General features: G+C 33.2%; 8 protein-coding genes. 2 read left to right on the top strand and 6 right to left on the bottom strand.

Going from position 1 to position 19,961, the window contains the following annotated elements:
• Positions 1-91: 91 nt before the first annotated feature.
• From ASC41_RS06875 to ASC41_RS06895, 5 genes are all read right to left on the bottom strand, one after another.
• Entirely contained in the window at positions 92-841 is a 750-nt protein-coding gene (locus ASC41_RS06875) for a YoaK family protein (protein WP_055435898.1), read from the bottom strand.
• A gap of 77 nt (positions 842-918) precedes the next feature.
• Positions 919-3,261 (bottom strand): T9SS type B sorting domain-containing protein, encoded by a 2,343-nt coding sequence (locus tag ASC41_RS06880; RefSeq protein ID WP_055435899.1) that lies wholly within the window; start codon positions 3,259-3,261, stop codon positions 919-921.
• 75 nt (positions 3,262-3,336) lie between these two features.
• Positions 3,337-8,136 carry a T9SS type B sorting domain-containing protein gene (locus ASC41_RS06885; protein ID WP_055435900.1) on the bottom strand — a complete coding sequence of 1,600 codons (4,800 nt, stop codon included), beginning with the start codon at positions 8,134-8,136 and terminating at the stop codon, positions 3,337-3,339.
• A 119-nt stretch (positions 8,137-8,255) separates the two neighbouring features.
• Positions 8,256-10,100, bottom strand: a complete 1,845-nt coding sequence (locus tag ASC41_RS06890; RefSeq protein WP_055435901.1) for a T9SS type B sorting domain-containing protein — start codon at positions 10,098-10,100, stop codon at positions 8,256-8,258.
• A 107-nt stretch (positions 10,101-10,207) separates the two neighbouring features.
• Positions 10,208-17,596: a choice-of-anchor L domain-containing protein gene (locus ASC41_RS06895; protein ID WP_083477157.1), complete on the bottom strand. Its 7,389-nt coding sequence runs from the start codon at positions 17,594-17,596 to the stop codon at positions 10,208-10,210.
• A 276-nt stretch (positions 17,597-17,872) separates the two neighbouring features.
• Here ASC41_RS06895 and ASC41_RS06900 point away from each other — a divergent pair, with 276 nt between their 5' ends.
• Both ASC41_RS06900 and ASC41_RS06905 read left to right on the top strand, forming a co-directional pair.
• Entirely contained in the window at positions 17,873-18,247 is a 375-nt protein-coding gene (locus ASC41_RS06900) for a DUF1304 domain-containing protein (RefSeq protein WP_055435903.1), read from the top strand.
• 120 nt (positions 18,248-18,367) lie between these two features.
• Positions 18,368-19,180, top strand: a complete 813-nt coding sequence (locus ASC41_RS06905; protein ID WP_055435904.1) for a mechanosensitive ion channel family protein — start codon at positions 18,368-18,370, stop codon at positions 19,178-19,180.
• Here ASC41_RS06905 and tsaB read toward each other — a convergent pair whose 3' ends face one another.
• On the bottom strand, positions 19,181-19,858 hold the full coding sequence (tsaB, locus tag ASC41_RS06910) for a tRNA (adenosine(37)-N6)-threonylcarbamoyltransferase complex dimerization subunit type 1 TsaB (protein WP_152971432.1): 678 nt from the start codon (positions 19,856-19,858) through the stop codon (positions 19,181-19,183).
• Positions 19,859-19,961: the final 103 nt, after the last annotated feature.

Raw genomic sequence — 19,961 nt, forward strand, 5'->3', positions numbered from 1 at the left:
AATTAGATTTAAGTAAAGTTAAGGATAACAAAAACAAAAATGATCTATAATGTTACAGTTTTTTAAGTAGTACTAAATAGAGTGAAATTTTTTAGTGAGGTTGTTTTTTTATTCTCTGATTGTATTTTCTTTTCGTTTTTATTAACTGATATCTTAAATCGTCATAAAATAAACTTATAATTAAAATAAGTGCTCCAAGAATTAAGGTGTTTAATTTAAAATTAAATTTTGAATAAAAAAGCCCTCCAATTAAACCACCAGCAAAAAAGAATGAAATAATATAAGCCCTTAATTTAATATTCGCTTTTGTTTTTTCTCTTTCTAGACTATTTTTTAGAAAAAATAATTGAGAAATATCTATGCCTAAATCTGTAAAAAGTCCAGTAAGGTGTGTTGTTCTAACAATTGCATTAGAAATTTTAGTTACAAAAGAGTTTTGAAGTCCCATTGCAAACAATAGAAGACAAATGATTATGTTAGGAAATTTAATATCAATAAAATTACTTAAAAGACCTATTACTATAAAAATAACACATTCTATTATCGTGGGTAATAAGAACACATTAAGTTGTTTGCTTTTACGATATTTTTCGATTAAAAAACTAGACGAAAATGAACCAAAAAGAAACGAAAAAATGTAAAGAAAATAGATTGTGCCTTTCCAGAATTCAAAATCGGCAACATCATTAATAAATAATGCAAAATGGCCGGTTACATTTGTTGTTAATTGCTTGAAGGCTAAAAATCCAGTTACATTTACTATACCTGCTACAAAAGATAAAACAACAGCTATACTTATGTTGTGTTTTAAAGTCCTGCTTTTGCCTTGATGTCTAAACACTCGATTTTAATTTATTTACTTATAGTACACAATTTTTTTTGTGTAAGCGAAGCTTATACTAAAATACAAAACACAGTTTATCTCACCAAAGCAAAATGCCCTTTATATTGTTTTCCATTTGGATGATTAATAACATACCAATAATCTTCACTTGGTAAATTATAACCATTTATTGTACCGTCCCAACCTTTAAGAGATGTGGTTTTGTTTAATAATTTTCCGTAACGGTTAAAAATTAGAAGTTCTAGATTAGCATTGAAATCTCTAGAAGTACCAATAGGTTTCCATACCTCGTTTACTGTATCTCCATTAGGTGTAAAATATTGAGGGAAACCTAAAATTGAAAATTCAACAAAAGTGTCTCCGCAACCATTTTTATCGCGAACATAAATAGTGTGAAAGCCAGGAGATAAGTTAGAAAAAGTATTTGAATTTTGATAGAAACTAAATTCGTTATCAATAGCAAATTCATAGTCACCATCTCCAGAAACGGTAATGGTTGCTGTGTTATTTGTTGTTAATTCAGTAAATTCTAAATTGTCTATTGTTGGTTCGTTAGAAGGTACAAGCGTTAAATCTCTAGTGTTTGAGCAGCCATTTGGATCTGTAACAATTACAGTGTAAGTTCCAATTTGGTTCGCTTCTAAGAATGGAGTAGTTATGCCTGTATCTGTTCCATTATAAAACCATTGGTAATAATGATTATTAGGGATATCATTAGTAACACCTCCAGCTAAAGTAATAGTATCTGGAAAACTATTTAAGCAATATAAAAACGATTCGTCCTCTAATAATTGTGGTGTAAACAAGACATTAAGTGTTAACTCCGAAATGGCATAACACTGGTTTGTATCTGTAACTATTTTTACAAAAATGGTTTGAGAATCTACAACTGTATTATTAAAGTTTCCATCTACACTATTTGTTTCTGCAAAAGCATCTGCACTAGTAGTGTAAAATGTTATTAATGCATTTGCTGGTACTTGAGTTTGTAAAGTCGTTCTAATATCATTTAAATTAAATGTAGAAAAGCCATCTACAATTTCATCGTCGCAAGCATCAACATCTTGTAAAGTTAATGTGTTTGTAGAAATATCTAAAATCACTTCAGCTATAGTTTTACAACCAGTTGCCTGACTAAAAATCACAGCGTAAACAGTTTGTATTACAGCAGTATTCTCAAAACTACTAGCATTAGTAATAGGATTAGTTTCCATTTCTGCATTAGCAAGTGTGGTGTAGAAATCCACAACTGCTAAACTTGTGTCATTATTTGTGATAACCTCAGAAGCACTATATAAATTGTAAGTTGTTAAGCCATCTTGATTACTATCGCACTCGAAAAGCGTGGTGTTAGACACATTTGGAAGTGGAGTATATTCTATAACAATTTCTCCATTTGAAATACAACCATTGGAAAAAATAACTTCTACACCATAGGTTCCAGCTTGAGTGACATCAAAAGTGTTACAATTAGTACAGGCTACTGTAGTTGTTGGAATACCGTCTATAGACCAAATATAAGAAGCACCTGATTGAAATGCATTTAACGTAATAGTTTCATTACCACAAACAGGATTATTAGTTGCAAGAAGTCTATTTGGACCTAAATCTGTAACCAGTTCAAAACTTCCAGCTTCTAGAAAAACAGCAGAATCGAAACGGTAATTTTGCTCATCTGCAATTACTAATTTTACATGATAAGTAACATTTGGTGTTGTAGTTGCTGTTGCTGTTAAAACGGCAGTTTGACCATTAAAATTTATTGGAGCAATAGTATCATTAAAAGAATCGAAATAGATTTCGTTTTCTGCAGCACAACCACCAGGGATCTCAGGATGCACTGTTGTTACTTTTACAGGTGTTTGTGTGTCTGGAACTAATGCAATATTTGTATAGTTTGTGCTGCCTACTGGCTTTATTAAAAAACCAAATAAATCTGAATATTGGCAAGTGTTAGGATCTCCATCTTGATATTCTTCTGAAGCAAAAATATAACGGAAACTAATTTGATTTGCTAGTGTAGTAAAATCGAATTCGATTATTGTGGCGTTAGTAGTGTTAGATTCTTGTAAAGCCATTTCTAAATCTATGTCACCATTCCAATTTGTAGCATCATCATCACTCAAATTAGTGTTCGGTCCAGGAACATTACCTAATCTTCCAGTGCTTAAAACAATTCCGTTTTGAAAAGGAAAGCTTGTACCTGAAGCATCAAAATAACCATAACTTTGTTCTGTGCCTCCAAAATTACCACCAACAGTACTAGTAACTTGTACATTAGAGATGCAGTTACTGTCTACTAGTATATCTTCAATTAATTGTTGTGGAGTATAGGTTTGACTATCTACTGAAATGTTCTGAGCGTTTACAGACATTACACAAAGTAGGATAAATAATATAAGGATTTTCTTTATCATAATTACAGCATGCAAAGATAAAGAAGTCCTTAAATATTTTATAAGAAATATATGTTAAAGATGTTTCCTTAATAATTAAAGAACTAAAGCAAAGTGCCCTTTAACTTGAAACTTCTCGTTACCATTAACAACATCTGCTACAAACCAATAATCGCTTGCTGGCATTAGGTTTCCATTGTAACGTCCATTCCAGCCATAATCGTTATGTTTTAATACTTTTAAGATTTTTCCGTAACGATCGAAAACAGTAACAACTGTACCTTCTAATTGGCTAACACCTGTAATGTGCCAAGTATCAAAAAAGCCATCACCATTAGGTGTTACAAATTGTGGTGCATCTATTACAAATACTTTTTTTGGAGGTGTTGGTTCACAACCATTAAGATCTATTACAGTAATATAATGTACACCAATTGGTACATTGTTAAAGATGTTAGAGGCTTGCGGTTCATTATCATTTAACTGATAAATGTAATTTCCAATTCCTGCCGTTTCAACAACTATAGTATGCGGATCTTGAAAAGCAGGTGAGACATCGAAATCGACTAAGGCTTGTTGAGATGCCGTAACGCTAAAGTTAGAGGTTGTTGTGCATCCAAAAGCTGTGGTTACTGTAACCCAATAGTTTCCTATTGTTGTAATATCTATAATTGCGGTTGTCGCTCCAGTAGACCATAAGTAAGCATCAGAAAATTCGTTAGTTTCTGCAGTAACCACTAATGGCAAATTATCTATACAAACAACTTGATTGGTAATATCTACTTGTGGTTTTCTATTTATATAAACATTAAAAGATCCTGTAGAAAAACAATTTGTAGCATTATTTTCTATGCGTACATATAGTACTTGCTCGTTTTCTGCATTATAATTTAAATCATCAATTATATTAGTATTATTTAAAGCATCGTTTTCGGTTTCAAAATAATTGATTGTATAATTATTTGCGTCTTGATTGCCAAGAATAATTGGTGTTTGTTGCTCTAAATTAAATACTAGTAAATTATCGAAATCATCATCGCAAGCTTCTAAATCTTGTAAGTTTAAAGTTGGTAATGTATTAACTATTAAAGAAAAAGAACTTGTGTAAAAGCAGCCTGTAGTGCTAAATTCTGCTCTAACAAAAATAGTATCGTTGTTAGAGGTGTAATTATAATTTGGATCTAATGCATTTTGAGACGTTTGCGCATTTACTAAGTTGGAGTAGAAGGTAAGTATTACATTTTCTTGTGTGCCAATTAAAGTTTCGGTTGTTTCTGTTAGATTAAAAGTAGCATCTGTTGTTTCGCAAATATTATAGTTTGTAATTGGTTCTATTTCTGGTGGTAAGTTAACAATAAGATCGAAAGAAACTGAAGCTCCACAATTAGAAACAGTATTGTAAACTTCAATATAAACGGTTTGCGGATTAGAGGTATTAGTATAAGTTTCTGGATTAGAAATTTGGTTTGTACCAGATAATAAATCTGTTTGGTTGGCATAGTAATTAACAACTGTGTTGTCCTGTCTAATTGCAAGTACATCTATTTCAACTTGGGTTAAATCGAAAACAACATTGCCATCATAATCTGTGTCACAATCTGTTAAAAATGGTGCAGTTCCAATAATAGGTACTTGTATAACATTGTATTCGTAAGATGCAATGCCTTTACAAAAAGTGCCATTATCTACACTTGCAAAAAGTTGTTGTGGATTTACTGTATTTGTAAAGGTGTCTCCAACTATTGCATTTGTTTCGTTTTCTGCATCTTCTAAAGTTAGGTAATATGTAACAGTTAAAGCATCGGTACTATTAGCAATAATTTCTTGTGTTTTATCGTTTAAACTGAAGGTCTCAAAACCATCGTTAGAATTATCATCACATGCATTAACATCGCTTGGTGCATTGTAAATAGGTTCCGATCCAACTTCTAAAAAAAATGAAGAAATACCAAAACAACTAGTGTCTGTTATGTTTTCTACAAGAACGTAAATGGTTTGTAATTGTGAAGTGTTATTGTAGATGCTATTTTTATCGATGCTAATAGTTAATGCTGAATCTTCAAAATAAGAAACTTCTTTTCCTGTTTGACCGTTTAAAATTTCGACATCTTTATCAGAAAGAATAAAATCCGAAATTTGGTTACCATCGGTCTCACAATTTCTAAAGTTTGATATTACTGGAAAATTTGGTAATGTATTTACAAGAATATTAATAGGAACTAAACCGTAACACCCAGTAGTATTATTTTCAACTTTAGCATAAACAGTAGAAGTTTCGGCACTGTAATTTGTACTGTCTGTAATTTCGTTACTAGAATTATTTGCATCTGCTTGCGTTAAGTAATATGAAATTACTGTAGTTGTATCTGTATTAATTTGATTGTTTCTAGAGGTTAAATCTATTATAGAAAAACCATCTTGATCATCATCACAAATAACAAAACCTGAAGCAGGATTAACAGAAGGCGCAGGTAGTACTTCTATTTGAAAAGGCTTTACATCGTAACATCCAGTTGTACCATCTGCAACTCTTACATATAAAGTAAAAGGATTTACAGTATTATTATAAAAAGGAGGTAATATATTAGAACTCGATTCGGCATCCATTTCAGTTTCAAAATAAGTAACTATAGGACTGTCAATACCAACAGTAACAATAGAATTAAAAGTAGAAAGTTCTACAGATGTTAAACTATCGTCGTCTGTATCGCAATAAGTCGCAGGACCATTATTTAAAATAGTTACAGAGTCGTTTACATTTAATTGTATTTCTGTAGTATTTGTACAGTCTGGGTTTTCTATTAAAAGGTATAATTGTTGAAAACTGTTTTGTACAGCATAAAGTACACTATCATCAATAGGATTGGTGTTATTGTCTAAATCTAATTCGGTTTCATAATAAGTAATTATAATATCTGGCAAGCCATTAGAAATAACATCTGTAATTGCAGTTAAATCGAAAGTAGCTTCACCATCATCTGGAGATTCGTCACAAGCACCAAAATTTCTAATGTTTGTTCCCGTTTCTAAAATATTTGTATGTAATTCTATCGGAACTATTTCGTAGCACGAATTGTTATCGTTTTCAATTCGAATATAAACAAGTTGAAAATCTGGAGTCGTGTTTTGAAATTGTGTAGGGTTAGGAATTTGGTTTATATCGTTATTTGCATCTTCTTGTGTTACATGGTAACTAACAGTAACATTAGTTGCACCTTGAAGCACATCTACAATAACACTTGTTAAATCGAATATTTCTAAGCCATCATCGTCTTGTTCGCAGGCATCTAACTGTTGAAGTGTATTATTAATATCTGGGCTGTCCAATGTTTCAATAGTAACATTTGTAAAAGTAACACATCCAGTTGTAATATCTTCAACTCTAATAAATAACTGTTCTGTTGTATTGATTGGTGTGTAAGGTGAAGGAATAGCGTTTGTATCACCATCTGCATCTACTTGAGAATAGTGGTAGGTTACACTATAATTTACATTGTTATTTGTTATTTCTGAATCACTATTTGTTAGCATTGCATCTCCACTTCCATTATCACAAACTTCTATAGTGCTAGGAGTTATTATTGTTGGTGATGGGTTTACAATTAATTCTACAGAAGAAACATGTACGCAACCAGAATTAGTATCTATAGCACGAACATAAACAGTGTGTGGGTTTGTAATATTATTGATAGCGTTAAAACTATTTGTTCCATCTATTGCTTCTTGATTAGAACTATGGTAGGTTATCGTGTAGTTTGAAGCAAGTATGTTTGTTTCAACTTCAGTGTTTAATGTTGTTAAATCAAAATTTTCTACACCATCGTTGCTAGTATCATCACATAGTGCAAAATCTGCTAGCTGAGGAAAAGTTTGTACCGAGTTTAATACAACATCTATTTCATCTTCAAAGGTGCAGTTTGTTCCATTTAATGGTACAGTAATTATTACAGAATAAGTTCCAGATGTTATAGCAGTTAGAGAGCTAGTAGTTTCTCCAGGAATTATAGCTGTATTTAAATACCACTCGTAACTTGCTTGTGGATTGTTAGTTTCCGCATTTAATATTGTTGAGTCATTACATGTAGTAAGGTCTGTACCTAAATCTACACTATTTGTAAAACTATTGGCTTCTATAAATACTGCAGAATCGAAGTTTCTATCGGTTTGATCTGCAATTATTAACTTAATTGTGTATTCTACGTTAGGAGTAATATTTGCAGAAGCAGACATTATTTGAGTTCTTCCATTAAAATTGGTGTCACCCATATTATAACCTTCAAAATAACTTTCATTTTCAGCATCACAAAAGCCAACAATTTCTTGATGAATAGTGCTTGTATTCACGGGAGTTGTTGTTCCAGGTATAATTGCTAAATTTTGATAGGGTTGTGGAGTGCCTGTTTCTTTGATTAAAAAAGCAAAACCATCTGAATAGTTACATGGGTAATCGGCAAAATATTCTTCGGATGCTAGAATGTAATTAAAATTAATACTGCTTGTCGCAGAAATAAAAATGAATTCTATTGAAGTCGCATTTAATGTATTGTTAATTCCTAAGGCAATTTCCAAATCTGGATCTGTTTGCCATGAAGAATCACCTTCGTTAAGTGCATTAGTATTTTGTGTATTTCCTGCAGAGTTTATGTTACCAGTAGATAATACAATTCCATTTTCGAATGGGAAATTAGAATTTCCTTTTTCAAAAAAACCATAACTAGCGAATCCGTTATCACTTCCATTAATAGCACTTGATATGTTGGAGACTTCTACACAGCCATCAATTAAAGTATTTATTAATTGTTCTGGAGTTTGGCTATCGTCTATTGTTATTTGTTGTGCTTGAGTTATTTGCACAAAAAAAACAAAAAGTAATAATGTAGGTAGGTAGTATTTCATCTTTGGGGCATTCTAGCTTTTAATTATAATCTCTCGTTAATTCAAAGCATCGGTTTAACGGTTCAAAAATAACGTTTATTAGTTTAAAAGCAAAAAATATCGATGAAATACATTGTATTTTAACGATTTAAGTAAATCCAGCCGGTATAATTACCATGATTGGGATCATTTGTTCTTAATAAGTAAAAATAAGTTCCGGTTGGGACTAATTTTCCTTTGTTAAAACCTTGGTTAGAAATGCCATACCATTTTAATTCGTCGTTGCCTATAAAAATAAGATTACCATATCTGCTATAAATTAACAGCTCGTGCTTGTCGAAAATGGTATAGAGACCCTGGATATTAAAATAATCATTATATCCATCATTATTTGGTGAAAAACCTTTAGGAATATATGGAGGACAATTTTTTGTGTTCAATTGAAATGTAAAGATATCGTAACAGTTATTTTTTTCTGCTCGTATATATATATCTTGTGGTGTTATTAGCGATTGATAATTTTCAGGATTAATAATATTACTTATATCCTCTTCCAGGTCTGCAAGAGTTTCAAAAAAGCTAAAATTTATATAATTTGTGTCATTAATTTCTAATAGTGCATCAAATAAATTGAAGGTTGCGGTATTAAAGCCAACATCGCATAACTCTAAATGAGATAAGTTAGAAACTGCGGGTTCTGGGAATAACGTAATTACTGTTTCTTCTATATTATTTGTTTCTATAATTTCTACAACGGTGCTATTTCCATTACCATCATCATCAACCACAATATTTAATAAGAAATCATCTGGAATTGATATGGGAATTTCAATTGTAATCATTCCATTTTCACTACCATTAATAGGAATACTATTTTCTGTTTCTGTTTGTGTTACTAGTTGCCCTTCTGCATAGATGGCAATAGGTGTGTTTACAGGTAGAGGATCTGTACTGTTAGTATTGTAAACGGTATAATTTAGAGCAACCACTCTCGAGGCGCAACTAATACTTGTGGAATCTATAGTAATCGTAGCATCTGGTAACTGGCTGTTTAATACAGTTATAATGTTGTTTATTATTATTAAATCGGCATTAAAAACTCCTGTACTTGGGTTTATAGCTCCTGTTGTTAATTTAATTTCTACTTGAGTATCTCCAATATCAATATTGTTTTCAATACTATAAACATCTAAATCTGCATTATAAAATGTTGTGGAATTAGTGAAAGAATTTGTACCATTAAAGGCATTATCTCCAAAATTTAATGGAGGATTAGAAATAATATTTCCGTTTATAGATAAGCTTTCTCCAAAATTTAGGGCGTTATCGCCTTCCCAAGCTAAGAAACCAATTTTTGCATTGTCATTGTCGAGTACGTTTACATTTTCAAGTAAAATAGTTTTTTCGGTAATGTTTCTATTGATAATCTCTAGGCCTTGAAATAGATTTACTTGGTTTAGTGGGAGTGCATTATTTTCGAATATAACATATAAGCTCCAACCTGCAAAATTAGTTCGATTACCGCAATAACCGGGATTATTTGCTAAGGTTTCAGAAATGTCTAAATCTGAAAGTGTATATGTTGTATTGCCTTCAGTTAGAATTTGATTTGTTACATCTGCATAGCAGGAAAAATAATTTAAATCTCCATATCCAGAATCTGCGTAAACAATATTATAAGTGTCTTCGGCAATAATTTGTGTACTATTAAATGTTACTTCTGTGTCTCCTAATCCTGAACCTGCCCAATATAAATAAGCAGCTATTATTGTTGAGGTATTGTCTACATTAAGATTTGCTTGAGAAGAAGGAAGTGTTTCACAAAAAGTTTGTACTAAGTTATTTTCTGCTTGATTTAGTGTGTTGCCTATTGCTAAATAATCATAACGACCATTAAACTGTTGAAAGATGGAGATATCTTGTGCTTTTGATTCAATATGAAAACAAAACACAACAAATAATAAGATTAAACTTCTATTTAACATTTTAGTTTTATAATGACATAAACTTACGAATATTTTAGCTTATAATGTGTAAACAAAAAGCCTGAACTTTCGTTCAGGCTTTTTCTATTTAATAACTAGTATTCTTTTTATCTTTTCAGAGTAAAGTGCTTACGTATCGATTTCTTTTCGTCTGTACTTGGCTCTCTGTATTCTAAAGTAAACCAATAGTCACTTGTTGGCATTGGGTTACCGTTGTAAGTACCATCCCATCCAGCTCCTGTTGGACTTAATTGTTTTAACAGTTTACCGTAACGATCGAAGATGTAAATTACTGCGTCTGGCTGTGTTCCAATATTGTAAACATTCCATGTGTCGTGGTAACCATCTCCATTTGGTGTAAAGTATAATGGGTAGTCCATAATCATTACTGGATGTGTTGTTTCTCCACAACCTACCGTATCTCTTACCGTTACAATATGTTCTCCTGCTTCAATATTTGTAAAAGTATATGTATACTCTCCTGCTGCATTTAACGTTCCTAGTTCCCAGCTTCCGCCATCAATACTAAACTCGTATACTGCTATTGAAGTAGCTGTTGTTCCTGTGGCAGTGATTACTACATCATGCTGATCGGCAAAAGCTAATGTTGTTATTTCCGATGTTACTACTGGTGGCTCGCTAACTGTTACTAAAGTATTCACTTCAATACTTGAGCATCCTGTTGCAATATCTGTTGCTACAACGCCATAAGTACCACCTTCAGCTGGCTCTATAAACTCTGCTGTTTCTCCTGGTAAAACGGTTCCGTTTAAGTTCCATTCAAAAGTATATAATGCAGGATCTAATCCTGTGTTTACTACTGGTGAGTTAATAACTTCACTTCCATTAGTGTTGATACATAATAAATATTCTGCTTCTAATGTAAATGATGGCATTGGGTTTACTTGTAATGTAAGTGTTGCTGTTTCATAACATGCTGAAGTATCATTATCAACTTCTCCATCATTGTTTAAATCTACTAAGTCTCCATTTCCATCGCCATCTAAATCGATGTAATCGATAAGACCATCTGTATCGGTATCAAATCCTTCTGCTACACCATCGCCATCGATATCGATAATATCAAAGATGCCATCTGCTGGTACTGTTGTGTCGATAGTATCTATTGTACCATCGCCATTAACATCTAATCCGGCAGTTAATGTAGTAAGATCTAAATTTAATGTTCCTGGAATATCATTATCTACTCTTACTATAATCACTTGTGGGTTTACAGTGTTTGTATAAATAAATGGTAATGGGTTTGTAGCGGCATCTGCATCTACTTGATTATCGTAATACGTTACCGTGTAATTTAATGGATCTTGACCATCTAATACTAAAGGATTTTGTGTTGATAAATCAAACTCAACCATATCGTTTGTGGTATCATTATCAAATTCCATAGTGTCGTCACATACTTCGTAAACAATTGCTACACCATCTGGATTTGCTTGTGCTGCTTCGTCTACAACTAAATTGAAGGTTAATGCAGTAGTATCACATCCTGTTATTGTGTTTGTAATGTTTACGTAAATAGTTTGTGGATCACTAGTATTGGTGTAATCGCCACTTACTGTTAAATCGTTCATTGAAGCATCTGCTTCTGCTTGCGTTTCATGATAAGTTACTGTGAATATTGCTGGATCTTGTCCGTTTAATATTCCTGCTGTCATTGTTGTTAAATCGAAGTCTGCAACATTGTCTGTATTCAGTTCGCAAATAACATAATCATTTACCAGTGTAACTACTGGTAATGGGTTTACAATAACATCGAAGCTAACTAAACTATAACATCCTGTTCCGTTTAATCCTGTTGCATCGTTACCATTGGTAAGACGTACAAAAATAGTTTGTGGTGTTACTGCTACGCCTGGAGTTGCAGGATCTTCGTTAATATGTATTGTTGGATCTACTATCGCATTGTTACCCATAATTGCATCGTCTTGCGTGATGTAATAACTTGCTGTTACGCCAACTTCTCCATTGATAATGAAAGCTTCGTTTTGTGTTAAATCGAAGGTTTCTAATAAATCGTTTGGTCCTACAATAGCGATATCGTCACACAGTTCTAAATCTACTGGATCTGGACTTGGTGATGGGTTTGGTATCACTCTAATAGTTACTGTTGTAAAACTAAAGCAGCCTGTGTCACTATCGGTAACTCTTACAAAAAGTGTTTGTGGGCCTGTCATTGTATTTTCATACGCTGTTGGATCTGGTATAGCATTTGTATCGGCTTGTGCATCGGCAAATGTTTCGTAATAAGTAACAACCCAACTCACATTGGTTACACCTGTGATTTCAATGTCTTCAACCGTTAAATCGAAAAAGGTAAAGCCATCGTTAGCTTCCATATAATTGGCATCTAAATCATCACATTGTGTTAAGATGTTATCGTAGTTCGCATCGATTACTGGTGGAAACTCTACACGAATAACAAAGCTTCCTGTTGTTACACAACCATTGGCAACGCTTACTAAACGAATGTAAATAGTTTGTGGATTAGAAACATTGGTATAATTACTGGTGTTTACTATTGGATTGTTTCCTGAGTCTGCTAAGGCTTGTGTAGTGTGGTAGCTTAGTGTGAAATCTGCTGCTGTTTGACCTCCTGTAAAAATTTGAGGTGTAATTACTGCATCAAAATCAAACTGATTAATACCATCGTTATCATCATCACAAATAATATAATCGGCGATAGCTATTGGTACTACTGGTGATGGTAATACTTCTAAGTCTAAAGTTACTGTTGTACTACAACCTGTTAAATCGTTAGTAACTACTGCATAGATCGTTTGTAGGTCTTCTACAATATTTGCATACGGACTTGCTAATGGGTTAGTACCACTCATAGCATCGGCTTGTGTTTCGTAATATTGAGTGCTTACATTTGGCTCTCCATTTTCGATAATTGTAGATTGACTCTCTAAATCGAACATGTCGAAGAAACCATCGTTATCATCATCACAAGCTATTAATGGCATTGGTGAAGCGATTGGTGATGGTAATGGGTTCACTCTTAAGTCTAAAGTGATTGTGCTTACACAACCTGTAACATTGTTTGTTGCTCTTACGTAAACTGTTTGTGCGTTACTTGTATTTAAGTATGGACTGAAAATTTCTACAGCTCCGTCGTTTGTATCTGCTCCAGCTTGTGTGCTAAAGTAAGTTAAAGTGATACCTGTTTGTCCGTCTAGTATTTCTGCATTAGCATCTTCTAAGTTGAACGCTTCTATTTCGTCGCCAGGATTATTAACATCACATAAACTTAGTGGTGTTGGTTGTACTAATACTGGTAATGGATTGACAATTAAATCTAAGGCTACTGTTTTGTAACAAGCTGTAGCGTTATCTTCTACACGTACCCAAATGGTTTGTGCATCTACAGTTGTATTAACATAAGCATTTGGTGTTGCAATAGCATTGGTTGGTGCTTCTGCATTAGCCTCTGATGTATAATATGTAATAGTATATAATGTAGGATCTAAATCGTTAGTGGCATCTGCATCTAATAGGTTTAGAATTTCTGGCTCTTTGGTTGGTAAATCGAACGTTGCAAAACCATCGGCATTATCATCACAAACTTCTAGCGGTGTTAATACTGCTGCGGTTGTGATTTGTGGTGTTGGGTTTACAATAAGTACCAAGTCTACAAATGTGGCACAGTCGGTTGCTATTGTAGAACTTTCTACACGAATATAAATAGTTTGTGTATTGACTACAATATTGTTATACGGACTTGCTAATGCATTGACATTGTTATCGGCATCAGATGCTGTTTCATGGTAAGTTACTGTAAGTCCTGGTGCACCTCCTGTGATTTCTGCTTCGGTATCCGATAGCATAAACTCGCCAAAGCCATCACTGTCTGGATCGCAATATTCTAAATTTGATGGTGTGAAAGCCACTGGTGCTTGTTCTACTACTAAATCTAGCGAAGTGGTATCGTAACAACCTGTGTCTGTATTTTGCACGCCTACATAAATAGTTTGCATGTTTGGTACAACGTTAGTATATGGATTTACTAATGGGTTTGCTTGTGCATCGGCATCAGCTTGTGTGAAATAATACGTTACAGCATATGCTGGATTACCACCTGAAATTTCGTTGTTTTTTAGGGTTAAATCTATTTCTGTTATTCCATCTGGTGTACCGTCGTCACAAACTTCTAGTGGTGTTGGTACAACTATGGTTGGTAGTGGATATGCAGTAACAACTAAAGTACTAGATGCTGGACATATTCCATTTGTAAGGTAATCTACTATGTAGTCCGCTCCTGGCGTTCCACCAGAAATAGTACCTGTTGCAGAATCTAAAGTAGCTGCATCTGTTGGTGCCGTATTAAAACTATAAGTCCCACCTGATGTTTCAACTGTATTTATAATTGCTCCGTCACAAGTTGGTGTATAAGTGAATAGAGGATCATCTGTTGTGTCTACTGTTAAAGCAACTATTGTTGATGAAGGACAGTCTCCTCCAAAGGAATATTCTACATTGTATATTGTTGCAGAAGCTCCACCAGTTACAGTTCCCGATACTGGATCTATACTTGTTCCATCTGTTGGTATTGGATTAAAAGCATAAGTTCCTCCTGGAGTTGTTTCTGTTACAACAGTTCCACCATCACAAGTTGATGCCATAGTAAAAGTCGCATCAAGTGTTTCATTAACCGTTACTGTAAACGAGCTCGTTGATGGACAAGTACCATTTGTTGTATAATCGACGGTATAACTTGCCAATGAAGTTCCTCCAGTAATTGTTCCTGTTGCAGCATCTATTGTTGCTCCATCTGTTGGCATTGGATTTAATACATAGCTACCTCCTGGAAGAACTACTGTATCTACTATTGCACCATCACAGGTTGGCTGCATAGTGAAAGTAGAGTCGTCGAAAGCATTAACGGTAATAGTAAAACTAGTTTCTCCAAAACAAGTTGGATTTAAGTTATCATCTACTCTAACGTAAATAGTTTGCGTAGGAGTATCTGTATTAGAATAAGTTGCTGGATTAGTTATAGGATTTGTAGATGTAGCTACATCTGTTTGTACTTCATAGAAACTAACTGTATAATTAGTTGGGTCTTGACCATCAAGAATCTCTGCTTCTAAGGCTGTTAAATCAAAAACCTCAACACCATCGTTTGTAGGATCATCACAAAGTTCAATATTTATAGGTTGAGTAGCAATTGCTAATGGATTAACAACTAAATTAAACACTGCTGTTGCAGAAGCTATATAACATGCCGGATCTTCTATACTTTCAATTCTTACAAAAATAGGTTCTGGACTTCCAGTATTTAAATATGAACTTGTTAAAGCATTTGTTCCAGCATCTGCATTAGCAAAATCTGTATAATAAGTTACATTAAAATCTGCTGCTGCTTGAGTTCCAAGTATTGCTGCATCTTGACTTGTTAAGTCAAAAGGTTCTGATCCATCGTTAGTAACATCATCACAAACCTCCATGTCCGATGCAGTATTTAAAACTATATTTAGGTATAATAATTGAAACTCTTCAGTTGCATAACATGCACCTGACTGCACATCATCTATTCTTATATAAATAGTTTCTCCATCTGTTCCTGTGTATGTAGATGGGTTAGTAATTGGGTTTACATCTGCATCTGCATCTGCCTGAGAATTATGAAAAGTAACAACAATAGTTGTAGGATCTTGTGCACCAATTGCAGTAGTTTCATTTTCGGTTAAATCAAAAATAACAGGTCCTCCACTATCACATTCAGTAATATCATTAACTGCATCAATAGTAGGTCCAGGAATAAATTCTATAAAAATAGAATCTGAAGTTTGACAAGTTGCAGAAAAAACAATATCTACAGAATAAGTTCCATCTACTACTGCATCTATAGTAGAACCTGTTTCTCCAGAAATTTCGGTACCATCTAAATACCAAGTATGAGTTGCCGTTGGCAACCCTGTATCTAATGTAACTGATGTTCCTTGACACTCTGCAGTACCTGCAGTAATAGTTAAATCATCTCCTAAATCTCCACCTAAATTAAAAGAACCTGCTCCTAAAAATACAGCAGCATCATATGCTGTATCTCCAGCATCTGCAACAACTAATTTTATAGTATAAGGATTGTTTGGTATTACTGAAGAAACCGCAGTCATTGGTACTGTATAACCAAGAAAATTTGTTGGATTATTAGCTGGCGGTTCTCCTCCAGCTCCATAATAGGAATCAAAAAATTGAGGGTTTGCCGATGCACAACCAGTATTCCAAGTATTATCTCTAACTGTAAAAACTGTTACCACATCTGTTGTACCTGGTACTAAAGCTAAATTTGTAGTAATTCCTGTTGTTTGATCCGTTAATAAAAATGCAAAGGCGTCTGTATAACTACACTGAAAACCACCATACTCTTCAGAAGCAAAAATAAAATCAAAACTAATTTCATTTACCGTAGGCACAAAATCGAACTGAAGGTAAGATGCGTTATTAGTGTTTACACCGACAAGCTGAGCTTCTAAATCTGCATCTCCAGGCCATGATCCACCACCTGCACTTTGATTACCATCTTCTGGGCCTTCAGCATCAATTGCACTTCCTGACGATAATATTAATCCTCCTTCGAAACTAAAAGCACCTGGTATTGCCGTAAAAGAACCAATACCGTTTACACTACCAAAATTATTCCCAGAACTAGAAACTACATTTGATACTGCCGCACATGGACTATCTATTAAAACATCTTCGACTAATTCTTGAGCTGTATAAGTTGTTATATCTACATCTATATAAGGTGATAAAACTTCAACCGTAATTGTTACAGATTCTGAACATCCAGTAGGATTTGCATCAGTAACTGTAAATGTTGTTGTAAACGTTCCTATATTATTAAATTGATGACTAACCGACTCTCCATTAACAGCAGCAGATCCATCTCCATAATTCCATGTATAAACTGCACCTATTCCATCGTCTGAGAATGTTGCACTACCATTAAAATCTACAGAACCTCCTACAGGTATTTGAATTATTCCTCCTCCATTTGCAACTGGATTTGTAGTATCTATTGTTGGTATTATTGTTTGGCAAGATTGTAAACAAGTTATGTCTGCTGCCCACCCAATAGTATTAGCAGAATCATTACTAGTAAACTCTAGTGTTAAGCAACCAGTAGCACTTGTTGTAGCTGCAGCTATTATTCCTGGATTATTTGCTGCTCCAGCTCCAGAATATGTTCCTATAATCGCAGCAGTGGTATCATCTCCATCATAAATTGTAAGAATATCTAAGCCTGCTTGAGTTCCAAAAAAAGTAAATGCCAATTGTATAAATTGATCTGTTCCATCTGGACAAATTGTTAGTACAAGATTCTCATCATCTCCATAATTAGAAGAGTCACCTCCAGAATCATACAATGTTCCAGAACATTGATTAATAGTTCCGTTTTGCATTAACACATCTTGTGCGAATAGTACAGAGGAAGAAAAGAGCAAAACTAAAATTAACGTAAAATACTTCATTATGGGTGGTTTTTATTTTATATTAAGGTTATCTACAATATTACTAATAAATACTGAGTTTATACAGCATCTAAGTAGTCAAACAACTATGAAATTGCACTTTTCATCTATATAAGGTGCTTAAATACGGTTTGATTGTTATATTCATATAACAATCATTATTAAATTATTCCTACCTTCCTCCAAAACAAAATAATTATTAATAATAAAAAAGACAGTAATTTAGCATTTTAAAAAGCACATCTAAATCTTTAAAAATCAACAACAAAGAAACCAATGATTTCAATAATTATCACCACTTTCACCATTATCGTTATAATACTACACTTTTATTTTTTAATACTAGAAATGTTTTTATGGACACGTCCAAGAACAAGAAAAGCCTTTGGCATTAAAGATGAAGCTTTTGCTGAAGAAACAAAAGTCTTGGCCGCTAATCAAGGTTTATATAATGGATTTCTTGCAGCAGGATTACTATTCTTCTCGTTTATAGAAAAAAACATATTTGTTGCACAGTTTTTCTTGATATGTGTAATAATTGCAGGCATTTATGGCGCTTACTCTACAAAAAAGATAAAATTATTTGTAGTACAAGCTGGGCCAGCAATTATATGTTTAATCTTCATTAGAATATTACTTGGCACTATATAATTCGGTTTACCGATAAAATTAGACGTTAACAGATTAAGTGAAAAATAACACTGATTTAACGAGATCTCTTTAGAAAGTTTCTAATTTTGCATTAATAAACTTTAAAAAATTAAATAGAGAATGGAATTACAAAAGTGGATTGACAAAGGTTACGAGCTTACACTAGAATACGCTCCTAAAATAGTACTAGCCATAATAATATGGATAGTTGGTGCTTTTATTATTAAATATCTAAGAAAAGGAATTAGCAAAACTATGGACAAGGCTAATTATGATGTTAGTCTTAAAAAATTCCTTCTTAATCTAATTGGTTGGGTTTTAAAAATTGCATTAATTATTATTATTTTGGGTACATTGGGTATTCAAACAGCATCATTTGCAGCAGTAATAGCAGCAGCAGGTTTAGCAGTTGGCTTAGCATTACAAGGCTCTTTAGGTAATTTCGCTGGTGGTGTTTTACTTATGATTTTTAAACCTATAAAAGTAGGAGATTTAATTGAAGCACAAGGAGAAGTAGGTGTTGTTAAAGAAATTGAAATCTTTACAACCAAACTTACAGGCTTATCTAACCGTGAAATTATTATACCAAATGGCTCTTTATCTAATGGAAATATTATTAATTACACTACTGAAGGTACACGAAGAGTAGATCTTGTTTTTGGTGTGGGTTACGATTCTGACATTAAGCAAGCAAAAGCAGTTTTACTTAGTGTATTAACAAATCATCCAAAAGTATTGAAAGATCCAGAGCCTACAGTAAATGTTCTAGAATTAGCAGATAGTTCTATAAACTTTGCTGTGAGACCTTGGTGTAAAGCTGAAGACTATTGGACAGTTTATTTTGAAGTAACAGAGCAAACTAAAGAAGCTTTAGATACTGCTGGAATAGAAATACCTTATCCACATCAAGTAGAAATACAAAAGCAAGGATAATTACTTTTTAGGTTTAGGCTTTAAAGCCACAAAATCTTTAAGATAATAAGGTTCAAAATAGGCGACATCTTCGGTGTCGCTTTTTTTATGCTTTAAAAAAGCTAAAGCACTCATTTGGTCTGCAGATGGCAACTTATCTTCTATAAAAATGGCGTTTTCATTATTTAAAAGTGCTTTTGTTTTTTCTACTCCATTTCCAACAAAATACACTTTGCCTTGAGATAACTCTCCTGCAAAAGAAGTTTCGTCTAAAATTTGGGCTTCAATCTTTCTTATTTCTTTAAATTCTGAAGAAAAAATAGCTGAATACACTTCCATACGTCTAGCATCTAACATTGGCACAATTACACCGCTTTCTGGTTTAACTTGATGTGCTAAAGCTTCTAGAGTAGAAATAGAAATTAACGGAATATCTAAAGCATAACACAAGCCTTTTGCTGCCGAAACACCAATGCGTAACCCAGTATAAGACCCAGGTCCTTTACTAACTGCTATGGCATCTAATTGAGAGCGCTCGATTTTTGCTTCACGAAGCGTTTCATCTATAAAAACATGTAACCTTTCTCCGTGAGAATAGTTATTGCTATAATCTTCTTTTAAAAGCAAAGTCTCACCATTCTTAGATAGTGAGACTGAACAATTTGTTGTTGACGTTTCTATACTTAATATGTACATCAATTTATTTTTTTAGAATTCATAAAACCTAAAGTAAAATAGTAATTTTTCTTTAGGTTTTAATTTACTCTTTATAATTTATATAAAACAGTTTGCTAATATATCT

This window comes from Lacinutrix algicola, from assembly GCF_001418085.1.
Taxonomy (GTDB): domain Bacteria; phylum Bacteroidota; class Bacteroidia; order Flavobacteriales; family Flavobacteriaceae; genus Lacinutrix; species Lacinutrix algicola.